Annotated in this window: 20 protein-coding genes; 14 read left to right on the top strand and 6 right to left on the bottom strand. The window is 58.4% G+C overall.

The genetic code is table 11. The features are described 5' to 3' along the window. Nucleotides 1-77 precede the first annotated feature (77 nt). The 6 genes from AB4N82_RS24085 (at nt 78) to AB4N82_RS24110 (ending at nt 4,020) form a co-directional block, all read left to right on the top strand. A complete protein-coding gene (locus AB4N82_RS24085) occupies nt 78-209 on the top strand; it encodes a DUF2256 domain-containing protein (protein WP_122765150.1) in 132 nt (43 codons plus the stop codon). A gap of 243 nt (nt 210-452) precedes the next feature. After that, a complete protein-coding gene (locus AB4N82_RS24090; RefSeq protein WP_122765149.1) occupies nt 453-917 on the top strand; it encodes a thiol-disulfide oxidoreductase DCC family protein in 465 nt (154 codons plus the stop codon). A 154-nt stretch (nt 918-1,071) separates the two neighbouring features. After that, nucleotides 1,072-1,632 carry a GTP cyclohydrolase I FolE gene (folE, locus tag AB4N82_RS24095; RefSeq protein ID WP_032887313.1) on the top strand — a complete coding sequence of 187 codons (561 nt, stop codon included), beginning with the start codon at nt 1,072-1,074 and terminating at the stop codon, nt 1,630-1,632. A 36-nt stretch (nt 1,633-1,668) separates the two neighbouring features. Next, nucleotides 1,669-2,379 (top strand): SDR family NAD(P)-dependent oxidoreductase, encoded by a 711-nt coding sequence (locus AB4N82_RS24100; protein WP_095184766.1) that lies wholly within the window; start codon nt 1,669-1,671, stop codon nt 2,377-2,379. A 299-nt stretch (nt 2,380-2,678) separates the two neighbouring features. Further along, nucleotides 2,679-3,197 (top strand): cysteine hydrolase family protein, encoded by a 519-nt coding sequence (locus AB4N82_RS24105; RefSeq protein ID WP_122681001.1) that lies wholly within the window; start codon nt 2,679-2,681, stop codon nt 3,195-3,197. A 100-nt stretch (nt 3,198-3,297) separates the two neighbouring features. After that, complete coding sequence (locus AB4N82_RS24110) at nt 3,298-4,020, top strand: hypothetical protein (protein ID WP_122765148.1); 723 nt, start codon at nt 3,298-3,300, stop codon at nt 4,018-4,020. A 100-nt stretch (nt 4,021-4,120) separates the two neighbouring features. Here the strand turns inward: AB4N82_RS24110 and AB4N82_RS24115 are convergent, their stop codons facing one another. Then, nucleotides 4,121-4,663 carry a cytochrome b/b6 domain-containing protein gene (locus AB4N82_RS24115; RefSeq protein WP_122757316.1) on the bottom strand — a complete coding sequence of 181 codons (543 nt, stop codon included), beginning with the start codon at nt 4,661-4,663 and terminating at the stop codon, nt 4,121-4,123. A 201-nt stretch (nt 4,664-4,864) separates the two neighbouring features. Here AB4N82_RS24115 and AB4N82_RS24120 point away from each other — a divergent pair, with 201 nt between their 5' ends. Genes AB4N82_RS24120 through AB4N82_RS24150 form a run of 7 tightly spaced genes read left to right on the top strand, consistent with a single transcriptional unit; the run spans nt 4,865 to nt 11,156 of the window. Further along, the gene (locus AB4N82_RS24120) at nt 4,865-5,542 is read left to right on the top strand and encodes a thermostable hemolysin (RefSeq protein ID WP_122765147.1); all 678 of its coding nucleotides are present in this window, start codon (nt 4,865-4,867) and stop codon (nt 5,540-5,542) included. Next, nucleotides 5,532-7,013, top strand: coding sequence for an AMP-binding protein (locus AB4N82_RS24125; protein WP_122765146.1), 1,482 nt, complete (start codon nt 5,532-5,534; stop codon nt 7,011-7,013). Before AB4N82_RS24120 ends, AB4N82_RS24125 begins: the two co-directional genes overlap by 11 nt. Beyond that, nucleotides 7,010-7,684, top strand: a complete 675-nt coding sequence (locus tag AB4N82_RS24130; protein ID WP_032887331.1) for a TenA family transcriptional regulator — start codon at nt 7,010-7,012, stop codon at nt 7,682-7,684. The genes AB4N82_RS24125 and AB4N82_RS24130 overlap by 4 nt, the downstream gene beginning before the upstream one ends. After that, nucleotides 7,671-8,480 (top strand): SDR family oxidoreductase, encoded by an 810-nt coding sequence (locus AB4N82_RS24135; protein ID WP_122765145.1) that lies wholly within the window; start codon nt 7,671-7,673, stop codon nt 8,478-8,480. Before AB4N82_RS24130 ends, AB4N82_RS24135 begins: the two co-directional genes overlap by 14 nt. Next, a complete protein-coding gene (locus AB4N82_RS24140) occupies nt 8,477-9,118 on the top strand; it encodes a tetratricopeptide repeat protein (protein WP_460103313.1) in 642 nt (213 codons plus the stop codon). Before AB4N82_RS24135 ends, AB4N82_RS24140 begins: the two co-directional genes overlap by 4 nt. A gap of 11 nt (nt 9,119-9,129) precedes the next feature. Further along, nucleotides 9,130-9,792 (top strand): response regulator, encoded by a 663-nt coding sequence (locus tag AB4N82_RS24145; protein WP_032887337.1) that lies wholly within the window; start codon nt 9,130-9,132, stop codon nt 9,790-9,792. Beyond that, nucleotides 9,789-11,156 carry a sensor histidine kinase gene (locus AB4N82_RS24150; RefSeq protein WP_122765143.1) on the top strand — a complete coding sequence of 456 codons (1,368 nt, stop codon included), beginning with the start codon at nt 9,789-9,791 and terminating at the stop codon, nt 11,154-11,156. The genes AB4N82_RS24145 and AB4N82_RS24150 overlap by 4 nt, the downstream gene beginning before the upstream one ends. A gap of 105 nt (nt 11,157-11,261) precedes the next feature. Here the strand turns inward: AB4N82_RS24150 and AB4N82_RS24155 are convergent, their stop codons facing one another. Genes AB4N82_RS24155 through AB4N82_RS24165 form a run of 3 tightly spaced genes read right to left on the bottom strand, consistent with a single transcriptional unit; the run spans nt 11,262 to nt 14,270 of the window. After that, entirely contained in the window at nt 11,262-11,900 is a 639-nt protein-coding gene (locus AB4N82_RS24155) for a dTMP kinase (RefSeq protein WP_122765142.1), read from the bottom strand. A gap of 10 nt (nt 11,901-11,910) precedes the next feature. Further along, nucleotides 11,911-13,290: an LLM class flavin-dependent oxidoreductase gene (locus tag AB4N82_RS24160; RefSeq protein WP_122681008.1), complete on the bottom strand. Its 1,380-nt coding sequence runs from the start codon at nt 13,288-13,290 to the stop codon at nt 11,911-11,913. A 23-nt stretch (nt 13,291-13,313) separates the two neighbouring features. After that, nucleotides 13,314-14,270 carry an ABC transporter substrate-binding protein gene (locus AB4N82_RS24165; RefSeq protein WP_032887343.1) on the bottom strand — a complete coding sequence of 319 codons (957 nt, stop codon included), beginning with the start codon at nt 14,268-14,270 and terminating at the stop codon, nt 13,314-13,316. A 299-nt stretch (nt 14,271-14,569) separates the two neighbouring features. On the opposite strand from AB4N82_RS24165, the gene AB4N82_RS24170 reads away from it, so the two are divergent. Beyond that, a complete protein-coding gene (locus AB4N82_RS24170) occupies nt 14,570-15,439 on the top strand; it encodes an isocitrate lyase/PEP mutase family protein (RefSeq protein WP_032887345.1) in 870 nt (289 codons plus the stop codon). Between the two features lie 10 nt (nt 15,440-15,449). Here the strand turns inward: AB4N82_RS24170 and AB4N82_RS24175 are convergent, their stop codons facing one another. Continuing rightward, nucleotides 15,450-16,553: an aryl-sulfate sulfotransferase gene (locus AB4N82_RS24175; protein ID WP_122765141.1), complete on the bottom strand. Its 1,104-nt coding sequence runs from the start codon at nt 16,551-16,553 to the stop codon at nt 15,450-15,452. Between the two features lie 63 nt (nt 16,554-16,616). Further along, a complete protein-coding gene (locus AB4N82_RS24180; protein WP_460103319.1) occupies nt 16,617-17,591 on the bottom strand; it encodes an ABC transporter substrate-binding protein in 975 nt (324 codons plus the stop codon). Between the last annotated feature and the right edge of the window lie 32 nt (nt 17,592-17,623).

The raw sequence follows: 17,623 nt of genomic DNA on the forward strand, positions 1-17,623 counted from the left end.
CCTTACTTGCACCAGGGCCACGATCTCGGCGGGTTATCCACGAGATCTATTGATCGCACCAGCCGGTAGTAATATCCATGAAAAAGAGTGATCTTCCCGTAAAAACCTGCGTGATCTGTGGTCTTCCCTTCACTTGGAGGAAGAAATGGGCGCGCTGCTGGGATGAAGTCCGTTATTGCTCGGAGCGTTGCCGGCGCAGCAAACGTTGACCAAAAAAGGGCCGTCACAGGCCCTCTTGTACTCAAGCTACATGAAACAATTTACGGCTGTCCCCTCCTCCCTTCTGCGCAACGACACTTAGCCGTGGCCCTCCCTCTGGAAGCTTGATGCCGAAGGGGCGGACGATCCCTTCACAACACTGGGCGTGCCCATCACGCAGCTACAACACAGTGCCCATTGTCAGCCCGTTTCTTTCAGCCTATCTTGTGTAAACCTATACAAGGTCCATTACGATGTACAAGAAAATGAAGTGGCCGTTGACGCTGTATTTTGACGGTGAATGCCCTCTGTGCGCGCGAGAAATCAAGTTCCTGCGAGGACGCGCCGTAACGGATCGACTGCTTTTTGTGGACATCAGCAGCGGTGCATTCGATGCCAAGGCACTCGGGTTGACGTTCGAGCACATGCAGTCCTCGCTGCACGCTCGTTTCGCTGATGGCCGCTGGGTTACCGGCCTGGATGCCACTCTGTGGAGTTGGCGAGCGGCTGGCTTAGGTTTTTGGGCCACGCCACTGACGTGGCGTGCATTGCGCCCGCTGTTTGAATTCGGTTATCGCCTTTTCTGCCGTTTACGTCCCCATTTGGCGTGGTTACCTCATCCAGAGGGTGGCCGCCGCTGTGTCGATCAGCAGTGCGCGGTGCCGGCGTCAAAACCCGCATCAGACAAGCAGGCCATTTTGAAAAAAAAGCAGACCTAGAACGCTTTGCGTTGTCATGGTCCCGACGAAGAAGGTGGGTCATGGCTGATCTGGCGACCCCCGTGCCATCTGCGTCAGATCGTGCGCAGCAGATACGTTCCTACCGCCATGGATTGCCGACACTTAAACCGCAGCATGGCTGCGAGGAATCAAGATGAGCCCATCATTAGCCGAACACTACCGTGAAATTCTCGTCGGCGTAGGCGAGAACCCTGAGCGTGAAGGACTGCTGGATACCCCCAAGCGCGCAGCCAAAGCAATGCAGTACCTGTGCAATGGCTACACAATGAGCCTGGAAGAAGTGATCAATGGCGCATTGTTCGAATCGCAAAACGATGAAATGGTCATCGTGCGCGACATCGAACTGTATTCATTGTGTGAGCATCACATGCTGCCCTTCATCGGCAAGGCTCATGTGGCATACATCCCTACTGGAAGGGTATTGGGCCTGTCGAAAGTGGCCCGAGTGGTCGATATGTTCGCCCGCCGCTTACAGATCCAGGAAAACCTCACAAAACAAATTGCTGACGCCATTCAGCACATCACCGATGCGGCCGGCGTGGCAGTGGTCATTGAGGCTAAGCACATGTGCATGATGATGCGAGGCGTGGAGAAGCAAAACTCGGTGATGACATCTTCGGTGATGCTGGGAGCCTTTCGCGAGTCGTCCGCGTCGCGTCAGGAGTTTCTACAGCTGATTGGACGAATGGGTTAACACCAACAAAGCGAACCAGACCGCGGGAGCGCCTAGATGAACAGTCCCTTCAAGATGAACTCGCTTGGTGAGGGCTATCGTGCCCTCGTGATAGGTGCCAGTGGAGCGATCGGCTCGGCTTTTTGTGAGTTGCTCAATCAGGATCCAAGTTGCGCGTATGTGCGTGAGCTGGGGCGTAACAGTGTTCCATGCCTCGATCTGGAAGAGGCCGACAGTATTGCCAGCGCGGCCTCCGAATTAGCTCAAGAAGCCCCCTACCAATTAATTTTGCATGCTGCCGGTTTGCTCCATCGCGACGAAATTAAACCTGAAAAGAGCTACTCCGCTATTGAAGCGGATACGCTCCAGGCGATATTCCAGGTCAACACCATCGGGCCTGCGCTGGTTTTGCGTCACTTTTTGCCCTTGCTTGACCCACGAGGCGCTATGGCGATGCTCTCTGCCAAGGTGGGTAGCATCGGTGATAACCGTTTGGGCGGCTGGTACGCCTATCGCGCCTCCAAGGCGGCACTGAACATGATGATTAAAACGGCCGCCATCGAGCTGGCACGAACCCGGCCTCAGACGCGCTTGTTAAGTCTTCATCCCGGCACGGTTATTTCAGGCCTGTCACACCCCTTTCGAGGTGCCTCTGAAGCCAGGCCGGCAAACATTGCTGCGCATGAGCTGTTATCTCTGATTGACCGCTTAGGGCCTGCTGACAGCGGTAATTTCTTTGCCTATAACGGAGAACGCCTTCCTTGGTAGACAGGAAGTGAACCTTGAATCTCCAGGGGCCGACCGACAGGGCCGCGCACAGGGACGTATGCGAATCAGAGCAACTGCTGCAATCTGGGATCCTGGCTTGTCAGCTCGCCGCGAGATTGTTAGTGTCGATCCATGACTCACTATTGCCTCACCTCGACTACCACCACCACGACCGCTGTATGCGGAGCGTGCGAGGTGTCGTGAGCCAATAGCCTACGAACTTCAAAGGCCCGCCAGCGATGGACAGGGCCTTTTTTTATGCCCTTGTGTCGCTGGTTCATACGCAAGGAGATGCACCCATGTACGCCCTATTGATACTCGATATCCAAGTCGGGCTTGTTCACGGCCCGGAAAAACCATGGCGCTGCGAAGCGTTATTGGAAACAGTGAATAGCCTAATGGACAAAGCCCGCAGCGCTGGCGCTCCGATTTTTCTCGCGCGCCACGTCGGGCCCGCTGGATCGCCCATCGGCCCCGACAGTCCGTTGACGATGCTTGCGCAGGAACTCAACCTGGTGGGTACAGAGGTGGTGTTCGAAAAGCGGCGGCCCAACGCCTTTGAAATGACTGAGCTGGCAGACAATTTGCGGTCTCGTGGAGTTACTGGTGTGGTCATCACAGGCATGAAAACTCAATACTGCGTCGATAGCACTTGCCGTGCTGCTCGTGATCTTGGCTTCGATGCGGTACTCGTTGCCGAAGGTCATACCTGTTCAGACACGCCAGTGATGAGCGCTAAGGACATCGTTGCTCATCACAATGCAACCCTAGATGGGCCGTTCTGCCGGCTGGTTCGGGCCGAAGAGTGGCGCTTCTAGCAGAGCCTCAATAACGGGAATGTGCGTGACTTGGGAGAATGATTTCTTCTTGTCACGCTCTGCTACATTCATCGGAGGCCACAATCAGGGATAGAAACAAGTGACCATTCGCCTAAACGTTCGCCTTCTTTTATTCGTGCGATTCGCGAGCATCGCAATCGCGCTCACTGCAGCGACTGATGCCCACTCTGAGCAATACACAGTGGGCGGCAGATCGATTGAGCTGCCTTCGCCTCAAGGCTACTGCAAGATTGGCGAAACGCCCGGAGAGCAAACGTTCGTTGAACTGACAGCCAAGGCCACTGGGCCGTCGAGCCGCATTTTGGCGTTGTTTTTGAGGTGCGAAGAGGTGGCAGAGTGGAGAAAAAACGCACCGTCCGAGTTAGTGAGCTCATCCGACTGGGTGGTGTTGGGCGTCATCCTGGACCGTGATGGTCAACTGCGGCCCATGGAGGGCGTGAGCCGTAAGGAGTTTGTCCGCACACTTGGAAGTGCAATGTCTAAAGATCCAACCCTCTTCTCGCGCACGAATGCTGACGCCCAGATTCGACTCAATAGCTTAGTAACCGGAGCGGACTTCAGGATGATGGGCACCCAGGTTCTAAAGGCGGACGACGAAGCCATCTATTTCATTCTGGGAAGTGAAATACTCGCCGACAATGGTGAGCACCGCCGCGTAATCGCTGTATCAGCGATCACCCTACTTAAGGGCGTGCGCATCGTTTATGGTAACTATCGTCAAGTGAACCCATCACAGAATGGCAACGCGCTCTTTGGCAAGACGAACGCGCTGGTTCATGCCGCTGTGCAAGCCAATCCCTGAAACGGACCTCAGCGCCCACGACGAAAATTAAAGACTGACTCAACCCTTTATTGAGTAGTGCGGCAACCTTTAAGTCGATAAGCGCTCAAGCCCCAGAACACTAACGTTTCGGTAGCATCCGCGTCAGGGTGTTGTCCCGCACCCAGTAGTGATGAAACAGCCCTGCAGCCGCATGCAAACCGATCAGCCAATAGCCGCTGCTACCGAGCAGCTCATGCCAATGTTTGAACTGCCTGGCCAAGTCTGGATCGGGCTGGACCAGCGCGGGTAAAAAGAACCCGAAGTAAGGCATCGGTTTACCTGCTGCAGACAACATTAACCAGGCAAGCACGGGCGTAGCGATCATCAGGCCATACAAGGCCAGATGCATCAGGTGCGATACCCCAGTCTGCCACGCCGGTAAGTGTGGCGTTATCGGTGGCCGAGGTGTCAGGCGACCCAGCAGGCGTATCCAGACCAGAGCAAAAATGCTCAATCCGAAGACCCCATGCAACCCAAGGAACATCGCTTTCCACGGATTACCCCGTGGCAAAAGCCCTTTGATTTCGATACAGGCATACACGCCGACAAACAGTCCCAGCATCAACCAGTGCAAGGTGATCGACAGTTTTCCGTAACGATGGTCAGTTGAGTCTGGGGTCATGATGCGCCTCTTGAATAATTAACGCGGGCAAGTCATTCGCCCGGCCACGATCCGACGTGTCACCTAATCGAATGCCAGCACAGTGCCCATCAAGCCTTAAGGTAATCTGAAGGTGCGTTTGCATCGGCTTTTGCCACATTCAGACTTCGTTAAGAAATGCCCTCGATACTCTTCCCAAACCTACCGGGGAGACGTTGTCCAATGGCCGATTTCGACTGGCACATCGCATTACCACTCCACTTCGGCCAAGCCGGCTCTCCACCGCTGAGTATGGCTCGGGCCCTGCCCAGCGATGCGGCAAGGCCTCACTTCGAAACCTTTGTGCAGCAACGCTTTCGTCAGGCACACGGTGCTGACATTCGTCATTTCATGCCGCAACTGTTTGGCATGAGCGATGCGGCCGGACAATTGTGCGCAGTCGCTGGCGTACGCCTGGCCAGCGAAGAACCCCTCTTTCTCGAACGCTATCTAGACGATTCGATTGATCCACTGATCGCCGCGGCTGCCGGGCGGCCGGTTGACCGCGCCTGCATCGTCGAGGTGGGCAACCTGGCTGCCAGTGACAACGGCAGCGCGCGTCTGAGCATCATCACCCTCACTTACATGCTGGCCCTGGGGGGGCTTGAGTGGGTGGCGTTCACGGGGAATATCGGGTTGGTCAACAGCTTCCATCGCCTCGGTTTAAAACCCGTGACGCTGTGCGCCGCCGACCCGGCGCGGCTCGGCGATGACCGCCACAGCTGGGGCAGTTATTACGAAAGCAAGCCCTGGGTGCATGTCGGCAATATCCGCGCGGGCTTTATCCATTTGCGCAACATCGGGTTATTCAATCGCCTGGGCTTGCCCACGTCACTCCTGGAGGCCACTCATGTCGCCTGAAGTCGAGCATTTCAAGAAAACCCTGCGCAGCCATGCTGAGCGCAACACAAACACCATTTCTTTATGGGGCGATGAGCTGAAGCTGGACTACGCCACGTTGTATGCCGAGGTCGTGTATCGCCAGGAACGCCTGCGTGACGAGAACGTCAAGGTGGTCGCGCTGGCTTTGGATAACGGCGTCGAGGCGCTTATATGGGATCTGGCCGCGCTGTTCGAAGGGCTGACGTGCCTAACGCTGCCACCGTTCTTCACGCCCTCCCAGCGCAAGCATTGCCTGGACCAAAGCCAAGCAGAACTGTTGATCGCAGAAGTCGAGTTGGAGTCTGAACTGCAAACAGCGGGTTTCGAGAAAACCGGCGAATTCTGGCGTAAGACTGTTCACGGCCCATCGCTGATGCCTGAGGGCACCGCGAAACTGACGTTTACGTCGGGCACTACCGGCACCCCCAAAGGCGTGTGCCTCAGCGCCGAGAGCATTGTGTGCGTCGCGCGTGAGTTGCATGAGGCGAGCCGGCCCAACGATCCGCAGCACCACCTTGCGGTTCTACCCCTTGCGATCCTGTTGGAAAACATCGGCTGTTATGCCGCGCTGTATGCGGGCGCAACCCTGAGCCTGCCCAGCCAGGCAACCCTGGGTATTCAGGGCGCCAGCGGCGTCGATGTACCGCGACTGCTCGGCTGCCTGGCCTCTCGCGCCCCCGACAGCCTGATTCTCGTGCCACAGCTGCTGTTACTGCTGGTGAGTGCTGCCGAACAGAACGCCTTCAATCCAAAGACGCTGCATTTTGCAGCCGTGGGCGGCGCGCGCGTTTCACACGAACTTCTGGACCGTGCGCAACGCGTTGGCATGCCGGTTTACGAAGGTTACGGGCTGTCGGAATGCGCATCGGTGGTGTGCCTCAATCGCCCAGAGGCGCGCCGCGCAGGCAGTGTCGGAAAACCGCTGCCGCACGTTGAGGTGCGTCTGGCCGAGGACGGCGAAGTACTGATTAAGGGCGCTACTTTGCTGGGTTATCTGGGCGAGCCGCCTCACACCCATGAATGGTGGTCCAGTGGCGACATCGGCGAATTTGACGATGAAGGTTTCCTCTACCTGAAGGGGCGCAAGAAACATCAATTCGTGACCAGTTTCGGGCGCAACGTGAACCCTGAATGGGTTGAGGCCGAACTGACACAGCGCCGCCACATTGCTCAGGCCTTCGTGTATGGCGAAGCCATGCCAAGCAACCATGCATTGTTGTGGCCTCATCGACCCGATTGCACCGATGAGGCGTTGGCGGCAGCGGTTGCCGAGGCCAACGAGGCGTTGCCCCATTACGCCCAAGTCCATCACTGGACCCGCCTGCCCCACCCATTCACGCCCGCCAATGGCCTGCTGACCGCCAACGGCAGACCCCGCCGCGACGCCATTGTCGAGCTTTACCAGACACAACTGACTGCTCCCCTACGCACCGAGGAATCTGAATCATGAGTTTTTTTGACACGCTGCAACTGGCCACGCAAAAAGAACGGGCGGAATTGTTCAACCTTCCGGTCATTCGTGATGCCCTTGAGGGAAGGGTCAGCCTGGAAAGCTATCGGGCCTTTCTGACTCAGGCTTACTACCACGTACGCCACACCGTACCGTTGATGATGGCCTGTGGTGCACGCCTCCCGTCGCGCCTGGAGTGGCTGCGCAAAGCGGTCTGCGAATACATCGAAGACGAATACGGCCATGAACAATGGGTACTCAACGACATCCATGCCTGCGGCGGAGACAAGGATGCAGTGCGTGACGGGCGTCCGTCCTTGCCCATTGAGCTGATGATCAGCTTCCTCTATGACCTCATCGCCCGGGATAACCCAGTAGGCCTGTTCGGCATGGTCAACGTGCTTGAAGGTACCAGCATCGCCTTGGCGACCCATGCTGCAGGCGCTATTCGCGAACGCCTTGAGTTACCGGAAACGGCGTTCAGCTACCTCAGTTCCCATGGCTCGCTCGATATTGAACATATGCAAACTTATCGCCGATTGATGGACACACTGGACGACCCGAGCGATCAGGCTGCGGTCATACACGCCTCCAAGGTCGTCTACACCCTCTACACCGACATGTTTCGTGGCTTGCCGCGTGACGGGGAGCGTTTGCATGCGCCTGTCTGAGGCCCGTGCGGTATTGACCGGCGCCAGCGGCGGTATCGGTCTGGCGATCGCTCATGCCCTGTGCGCCAGCGGCGCCTCTGTGTTGGTGGTATCGAGGAACCGAGAGTCATTGGTGCCGTTGCTTGATCAGTATCCGAACCAGGCGTTGTGGGTGGGGGCCGACCTCACGTTTCTGGCAGATCGTCGTAAGGTGCTGGCGGCGGCCGAGGCCATGGGCGGGGTCAACTTGCTGATAAACGCTGCCGGGATCAACCACTTCGCCATGCTTGAGCAACTGGCGGACAGCGACATCAATGCAATGCTGGCGGTAAACATCAGCGCACCGATCTGCCTGACCAAAATCCTGCTGCCGCTGCTCAAGCAAGCCCCAAGCGCGATGGTCGTCAACGTTGGCTCCACGTACGGCTCTATCGGCTATCCCGGATATGCCAGCTATTGCGCGAGCAAGTTTGCGTTGCGCGGATTTTCCGAAGCCTTGCGCCGAGAACTGGCAGACACCCGTGTTGGCGTTTTATACGTCGCGCCCCGGGCCACCCGCACCCCCATGAATAGTCCGGCTGCGCAGGCGTTGAATGATGCCCTCAAATCCAATGTCGACGACCCGGAAACCGTCGCATCCGCAGTGATCCGCGCAATTGCCGGCGACCACCGCGACTTGTACCTCGGATGGCAAGAGCGATTTTTTGTGCGCCTCAACAGCCTGCTGCCCAACTTGGTGGACCGAGGCTTGCGCAAACAGTTACCTCTGGTCCGTCGCCTCAGTGAAAAAAACGACAGTGAGCACCCTAAACCATGAAAAAAATTCTCTGTGGCCTGTTGCTCGGCGTCATGAGCCATAACGTCTGGGCCCTTGACGCTGCTGACCAGCAGCGCCTCGCTAATATTCAGCAAAGTTGGGCACATATCCAATACGAACTGCCCGCAGACCAGCGTGCTGCGTTTGAACAGCTCGCCACGCAGGCCGACGCCTTTACTCAGGAACGCCAGTCAGTCGCCGAGGCATGGATATGGTCCGGCATTGTCACCAGCAGTTGGGCCGGCGCCCAGGGTGGGCTCGGTGCCCTGAGCAAGGTCAAGCTGGCAAAGGCCGATCTTGAAAAAGCCATCGCCCTGGACCCCAAAGCCTTGCAAGGCTCGGCTTATACCAGCCTTGCTGCGTTGTACGATCGCGTGCCGGGCTGGCCCATTGGGTTCGGCGACTCGGACAAAGCAGAGGTGTTACTCAAGCAAGCCTTGCAACTGAACCCGAACGGCATCGATAGTCTGTACTTCTGGGGTGATCACCTCTACCGTCAAAAGCGCTATACCGACGCCCACGCGGCACTGCAAAAAGCACTGCTGGCCGCCCCAAGGCCAGGCCGCGAAACCGCTGACGCTGGACGGCGCAAGGAAATCGAAGCGTTGCTGCAGGATATAACCAAGAAACTCGGCTGACAGGAGTCCGTGTGCGCATATTATTGATCGAGGATGACGTCGCTCTGGGCGAGGGTATTCACCAGGCGCTGGTACGAGAAAGCTATACCGTCGACTGGTTACAGGATGGCAGTAGCGCCTTGCATGCTCTGCTCAGTGAAACGTTTGATCTGGCCGTACTCGACCTTGGCTTGCCGCGCATGGATGGGCTCGAAGTGCTGCGTCGCTTGCGTGACAGTGGCTCCAATCTGCCGGTGTTGATCCTGACCGCTCGGGACGCCACAGAGGACCGCATCGCAGGGCTCGACGCCGGTGCCGACGACTATTTGATCAAACCGTTCGACCTGGCAGAACTCAAGGCACGCCTCAGGGCGTTGCTGCGACGCAGTGCGGGCCGCGCCCAGGTGTTGATTGAGCACGCAGGCATCAGCCTGAACCCGGGAACTCAACAAGTCAGCTATCAGGGCGAAGCGGTCGCCCTGACACCCAAGGAGTATCAGTTACTCCATGAGTTGCTTTCCCCGCCGGGTCGGGTGATGACGCGCGACCAACTGATGCAGTTACTCTACGGCTGGAACGAAGAGGCAGAAAGCAACACGCTGGAGGTGCATATCCATCACTTGCGCAAGAAGTTTTCGAGCCAGCTGATCCGCACGATCCGTGGGGTCGGTTACCTGGTGGAAGAGCGCCCATGACGTCTATTCGGCGACGCACGCTCAGGTTGATTCTGGGTCTGTTGTTCCTCGGGCTGTTGCTCATGACCGTTGTCAATCTCCACGACAGCAATCATGAAATCGACGAGGTATACGACGCTCAGCTGGCGCAGAACGCACGTCTGCTGCAGGGCGTGATGCGCATGCCAATGGCGAGCAACGAGCACGCAAAGCTGTATGAGGCGTTCAACCAGGCATTGGGGCTCGCCGCACCCAGAGTGGATGGCCACCCGTATGAAAGCAAAATCGCTTTTCAGGTGTGGAACGCGGCTGGCTCGTTGCTGGTGCACACCTCCAGTGCGCCGTCCTTTAGTTCGCCTCCGGTCAAACCGGGTTTCAGTGACATCACGGATATCAACAACCGAACCTGGCGCGCATTTGTCTTGGATGATGCCCAATACAATCTGAAAATTTGGGTGGGAGAGCGTGACGATGTGCGTGCCGACCTGGTGGATCGCATCGTCCGTCATACGGTTTTACCTAACCTGATAGGTAGCCTGCTGCTTGCCGCAGTGATCTGGTTGGCCATTGGCTGGGGGCTCAAACCGTTGAGCAATATGGCTGAAACCTTGCGAGCGAGGCATTCAGGTTCTCTCGAACCCTTGCAGTTGAATCCGCTGCCTACTGAGCTGGAGCCCATGCAGGCCGCCCTGAATCGTGTGCTGGCACAGATCCAGGAGGTGATGGGCCGTGAGCGACGCTTTATCGCGGATGCCGCCCATGAAATGCGCACACCGCTCGCCGTGCTCAAGGTCCACGCAGAAAACCTCGTGGAGGCCGTCAGTGAGGAAGATCGGCGCGAATCCCTTAATTACCTGATCGTAGGTGTGGACCGCACCACTCGCCTGGTCAATCAACTTTTGACCATGGCCCGTATCGAACCGCAACCCCAAACCCATGAGGCGCAGAGCATCGATCTAGTGGCGACGATTCGGGGCGGTCTGGTGCAAATGACACCCTGGCTGCTGAGCAAGGGGCTTGAACTCGTGTTCGAACCCATGGAAGAGGTCTGCCTTGTTAACGTCGATGCAGCCGTCATACATATTGCCTTGAACAACTTGGTCACCAATGCCGCCAACTTTTCCCCTCCCCAGGGAGTGATTACCGTGCGGTTGATGAAAAACCAGGATCACTACGAATTATGTGTTGAGGACGAGGGGCCAGGCATCGATGAAGCAGAATGTGATCGACTTTTTGAGCGGTTCTACAGTCGTGGAAATGATCAAGGCGCTGGGCTGGGGCTGACCATCGTCCGGTCCATCGCAAGTCGTTTGGGAGGGAGCGTGCGTTTAGAAAACCGTGAATGCGGAGGATTGCGCGCAACATTCGAGATCTTGAGGTTCTAAAAAACCATGGCATTCGAAGTAGCCGGACAGCGCATTTTTTTAAGGCTGTTGCTGGATGCCTGGGGGAAATCGTCACTGTCTGGCTGATATCCGATAGCGCATCCCTTAACCCTGATTGGGTAGAGGCGAAGCATCACGAAGGACTCTCTGGATATGAGCAACCACCTGCATGGTTGCCTCTTCGATCGTTCCTTCATTGCGGCAGAGCACCCAGTCATGATCGGCAGCCGCCTGCTCAAACGCCTCGGTGCTAGCAACATGTTCCTCCAGCGCATGCATGACCGTACTGCTCAACCCACGCGTTCGTGCTGCCGCTCGCGCCCATGAAATCTCAGGCGCGGTGACAACCCCAACGTGCAGGTCTGGCACTTGCACGTTGCGGTCACGGTTCACCTGGAGAATCTCTGCAAACGGCACCAGCCGGCGAAACGCCGCTTCTGACGGGTACCAGCGATCCATCAGGATGATGCTGCCCGGCGGCTGTTCCGGCAGCACCTGTTGGGAAATCCACCGGCGGCTATCAGCAAAGCGCTCGCACACCGTCAGCTCCAACTCCCTGCTGGGGTTTCTGACGAATTGATTAACCAGGGCCATGGTTTCAGCCCTGTAGGGATCGCTTTTTTTCTCGCTCAGCCGGATCACTGTGTGGTGGTCGACCCTCAGGGCTTTCGTCACGGCCTCCAACAATGTGGTCTTGCCGACGCCCTTGGGACCATCCAGAGAAACAAACAACGCACGCTTCATTTTTCACATATCAACGGGTAACGGATGACCACTCTAACCCGGTTGCTGGGTCCACCGTAAACGTCGACCCGCGACGCTCAAACCGGGGGATCTCCAATCCCAGGCTTTCACGCAAGGTTGTCCCTTCATACGCGGTGCGGTAGACACCACGCGCCTGCAACAACGGTATGACTTCCTGGGTGAAACGATGGAATTGCTCGGGGTGCCCGATGTAGATATTGAACCCATCCACGGCCCGCGCCTCGAACCATTCGGCCATTTTCTGCGCGACGGTTTCAGCCGTACCCACGAATGCACCGGGACGCAGTTGTCGGCCGAACTCTACGGCCTGGCGCAGCGTGAAGCCTTTCTCGCGCGCTTGGTCTGCAATGCGTTTGGCAGCGGTAAAGAAGCTGCTGCGCGCAGCCTCCAGGCTTTGCTGGGGAAACGGTGCATCGAGGTCGTACTGGCTGAAATCATGCCAGCCGAAATTGCGCCCGAACTCCTTCAGGGCGAGCTCAAAGCTGTGATCGGTCTGATGATAGTGCTGCTCGATTTCCCGAGCGTGCTCGTCAGTGTCGCCAACATAAATTTCAGCGCCCGGCATGACCAGCAATTGCTCCGGGTCGCGCCCCTGTTGCGCCGCCCTGCCCTTTATATCCTGATAAAAAGCCTGGCCCTGCTCGATACTGGCGGCATGGGTGAAGATCACATCCGCCGTCGCAGCCCCCAGGTCGCGCCCCTGCTGCGAATCACCAGCCTGGAAGATCACCGGTTGGCCTTGCGCTGAACGTTGGATATTCAACGGGCCGACCACCGAAAAGTGTTCGCCCTGGTGATTCAGGCTATGCAGTTTGCTCGGATCGAGAAACTGACCGGTCGCCCGGTCGCGCACGAATGCATCGTCCTCGTAGGAGTTCCACAACCCCTGCACCACCTGGACGTGTTCCGCGGCGCGGCCGTAGCGTGTGTCGTAGTCGTAATGTTCGTCGCGGCTGTAATTGCCCGCCGTGCCGGCGTCGCCGCTGGTGACCACATTCCAACCCGCACGGCCTTTGCTGATCAGGTCCAGTGACGCCAGGCGCCGCGCGACGTTATACGGCGAGTTATAAGAGGTAGTCAGCGTGCCCACCAGGCCAATGTGTCGAGTGCTCACGGCGAGCGCCGATAACAGCGTCAGCGGTTCCAGTCGATTCAGGTAATGGGACGGTGAGCCCGGCGTAATGAACTGGCTGTCGACGATAAATATCAAGTCAAACAGCGCCGCCTCGGCTTGGCGCGCGATGTCGATATACCAGTCGACGTTGACGCTCGCATCGACCGGCAATTGAGGGTCGAGCCACAGGTTGTGTCGGCCTGGACCGCCGCTGCCCATGGTCAAGGCACCCAGTTTGAGCTGTCGTTTGGTCATTTGCAGAGGATTCCTTGAGGCGTTCACGGCTGTTTAGTAGCGACGGCGGGCTGCAAAGACGCCGCGAACGAGTCATCAAACAAGCTGGCAGCAGGGAAAGACTTGACCAGTCCCTGGCCGGCAAAAAAGTCCACGGTCTTTTGCGCTTCGACGGGAGATTGGGCCGTTACGGGCTCGACGGTGGTGCGCGCGCGGGCAAACCAGGCACGGGCGATTTCAGCATCCGCGCGGGTGCGTTTGGCCCACGCGTCGGCATAGGCGTCTGTGTTGGCCGGCGCTTGGCGAGCCCAGTCGCGTGCTTTCTTCAGGCGCTGGAGAAAGTCACTGATGGGCGCCCGTTTGGCGTCCACAGCACTGGCGTTGGCGGCAATGAAACTCTGGGCTGGAATCAGCCCTTGCGCCGTGGCCAGCACCCGCGCGCCTTGACGTTCCTGCTGTGTCACATAGGGTTCCCAGGTCGCGATGACGTCAACCGAGCCGCCTTCCAGCGCGTGGGAGGCATCCAACGCGCTCAGGTAACGCAACTCCAGGGCGTCGCGCTGCACGCCGGCTTTGTCCAGCGCCGTCAGCAACAACTGCTGACTCCAGGAGCCTTTCCAGATGGCCGCGCGCTTGCCTGCAAGGTCCGCGAGACTCTTGATCGGCGAATCCTTCGCAACCAGAATCGCCACGCCGTCGAGATTTTGCCGACTGACGGCAATCACCTTGATTGGCGCGCCCAATGCGCCCAGGAACAGCACAGGCGCATCCCCCAGCAGGCCGATGTCGAGGCTGCCGACGTTGAGCGCTTCGGCAACTGGCGAGCCGGCGGTGAATTGCTTCCATTCAAGGGTATAGGGAAGATCGTCCAGCACCCCCGCCGCTTCCATGACGGCTTGGGCGTTGTAGCTTTGGTCGCCGACCACCAGCGTTTGCGCGTTCGCGGTCAGGCTCAGCAGTGCGGCGGCTAACCCGGCCGCCAGTTTTGAAAGGTAACGCACGTTCGTCTCCAGATGCCTTGTCAGGCAGATCAAGTCGATCCGCGCGTGCGGTCTCGGTAGTGTTCAAAGGAATAATCTGCCTCATACGATGAGGCCCATCCAGCCACCTGTAAAATACTGATAACGCATAACGTAATTCTATAATAATGCCACCTACGCATTTTAACGCCGGCGTTCAACATCTGTTTGGCGCATACCCCATGCTCAAACGTCATAATCCCCGGCCTGCCTGCATGGTAATCTCGCGCGACCACGAATAGACATATGTCGTCACATGACGATCAGAGCCAGGAAAGAACATGCCCAAAAAATCTCACTCGACGCTGCGCCGTGACTTCCGCGAATTGCTTGCCAAGCCGAGCTGCGTTGAAACTGCTTCCGTATTTGACCCCATGTCCGCCCGTATCGCGGCGGACCTGGGGTTTGAGGTGGGTATCCTGGGAGGGTCAGTCGCGTCGTTGCAGGTATTGGCGGCGCCCGATTTTGCGTTGATCACGCTGAGTGAGTTCGTTGAGCAGGCCACGCGCATTGGGCGTGTCGCTCAACTGCCGTTTATCGCCGACGCCGACCACGGTTACGGCAATGCCCTCAACGTGATGCGCACCGTCGAAGAGCTTGAGCGCGCCGGCGTGGCCGCATTAACGATTGAAGACACCCTGCTGCCGGCGCAATTCGGGCGCAAATCCACCGACCTGATTTCCATCGAGGAAGGCATTGGCAAAGTCCGCGCCGCCCTGGAAGCCCGTGTCGATCCTGAACTCTCAATCATCGCTCGGACCAATGCGGGTGTGTTGCCCACCGAAGCGGTGATCGAGCGCACCCTGGCCTATCAAAAAGCCGGTGCGGATGGAATCTGCATGGTGGGCGTGAGTGACTTCGAGCACCTGGAAAAAATCGCAGAAAACCTCACCGTTCCATTGATGCTGGTGACCTACGGCAATCCCAAGCTCAACGACGCCCAGCGCCTCGCGAGCCTGGGCGTGCGCGTGGTGGTTGCCGGGCATGGCGCCTATTTCGCGGCGATCAAAGCCACTTACGACAGCTTGCGTGCCCAGCGCCAATTAACCCATAGCACCTCTAATCTCAGCGCGACCGAACTGACGCATACTTACACGCTCCCGGAAAACTACGTGGCGTGGGCTGAAGAGTTCATGGACGTCAAAGAGTAATCCTCCCCCCTCACAGCCAGGCAATGTCCTCGCGCTGGTAACGGTGCGCACGGAAGATCGCGTTGTTTTCTCCCGGCAGGTAACGCCGGGAGGCTGCATCGGGATAAGCGGCGAAGTGCGGATTCATGTACTCCCACACCACTTCCCCGGCTGGCGTGACTTCGAACAGACGGCCAAAGTTGGCTTCGGTCACCAGCGTGTTGCCATTGTGCAGACGCTGGGCGCCGCCCATGAATGGCGTGAAGAAGGCATAACCCGGCGTGTCCGCGTACTGCCATTCGATACGCTGCGTGTGCGGGTCGATCTCCAGGATGCGCGAGTGCGGCATGCTCACATGTGGGCGTGAAATGCCGTTGTCGAACACCAGCACATTGCCGTTTTCCAGCTCAGTCGGGCAATGCTGCTGCGCGACCAGATCGTGGCCCAGGCGCCACAACACTTCGCCACTGCCACGCTGGATAGCAATCACCGAAGAGACACTGCGCAAACTGAGAATGACCTTACCGTCACTGCCCGGCGAGACCGCGTTGGTCATCGGCCAGTGGTAACGCTCGAATGTGTCGTGCAGCGGGTAATCCTCGGGCCGCAAATGCTCCCAACTGCGCCACTCCCAGACCACCTGCCCTTGGCGGTCAACCTCCTTGACCACGTCCGCATAAATCACACCACCCGCCGCCTCGCTGCCGGGAATGCCGCCGACCACTCGGCTGGCTAACTCCGCACTCAAGGGTTCCACCGTGGTGTACAGCAGGTGGCCGTTGTCCAGCCATTGAGCGTCGTGATGGTGCAGCAAATCGGTGTATTCCCACACCACCTCGCCTTGGGGGGTGACCTCGCTGAAGGCACCGCCGTGCCACACCGACCAACCGGGAAACAGCTCCGGGGAATCCGGGTGATTGCCGTTGTAGCCCAGGTTGCCGTTGCCCAGGATCACAGCGTCGCGACCGGGGCGCTGAGGGAGCTTCCAGCGGTGCACGACCTCGCCGTCGATGTCGATCAGGAACACATTGCCCTCGGCGGTTTGCGGTGCGAACAAGGTGTAGCCACCCGCGCTGCGGGCGTGGTCGACAGTGATAAGGCCGGTCTTCTGGCGTTTGAGGGTGGTGCTGTGCATGAGATTTCTCCGGGTGCAGGAATCCCTGCCGAGGCTACGTCGACAAGGTCAGAAATAAGCGAATCAGTGGGGGGTCGGTAAAAGGCTGTTGAAGCGCGGGTCGAAGATTTGCCCGACGTCCAGCGCACGGGGAATCACCCGCTCGGCGGCGAACAGGTCCGCCAGACGCTGTTGCAAGGCGATGACGGCAGGATCAATCGGCACGTACTGCAAGGTTTGATGGGCGAGCATGTCGCGCACCAGAGCGATTGGCAGCCGCGTGGTCTGGGCAAACACCTCGGCCCAGGCATCCGGATGCGCCGTGGCCCAGGCTTGGGCGCGGGCGAGCCTGGCCAGCAAGTCACCGGCCTGCGCCGTACGCTCAGGGTCGGCCAGAGCCTTGAGGCTCGCCACCGTAAAATTCTGCCCGGTTTCCGGCCATTCGCTGCCGTCCAGCAGTACCCGCGCGCCTCGCGAAGTGGCTTGGCCAACAAAGGGATACCACACTGCCCAGGCATCGAGCCGGCCACTGGCAAAGGCGTTTTGTGCATCGACGGGGCTGGCATAGATCATGTTCAGGTCCCGCGTTGTGAGCCCGGCCTGATGCAGCGCTGCCAGGAACAGGTAATGCCCGCTGGTGCCTTTGGCGACGGCGACCCGTATGCCCTTGAGATCGGCGACTCGCTGGACAGTGGTCCCCTCAGGTAACAACAGCGCGTTATTGTTCTGCGCCCCGCTCGCCACGCCAATGATGCGGATATCAAAACCGCCAGCCTGGGCAAAAACCGGCGGCGCGTTGCCGACCACACCCAGGTCGATGGCTCCGGCGCTCAGGGCTTCCAGCAGCGTGGTACCTGCGGTGAATGGATGCCACACCAACGTTCCCGACAGCCCCGCATCCTCCCCCGCCGCGTGCAGCATGGCTTGGGTCAAACCGCTTTGGTCACCCACATGCAGCGCAGCCGACACCGGTTGCACGATCAACAACGCAGCCCAGCACACCAGCCCGACCAAGCGTTGTCGTACAGCGTACTTGGCAGCACCCGGTTTTAACGTCATTGTCTTTCCCTCATTTTTGCGTTGAATCCAGT

The sequence above is a fragment of the Pseudomonas sp. H1_D04 genome, from assembly GCF_054683855.1.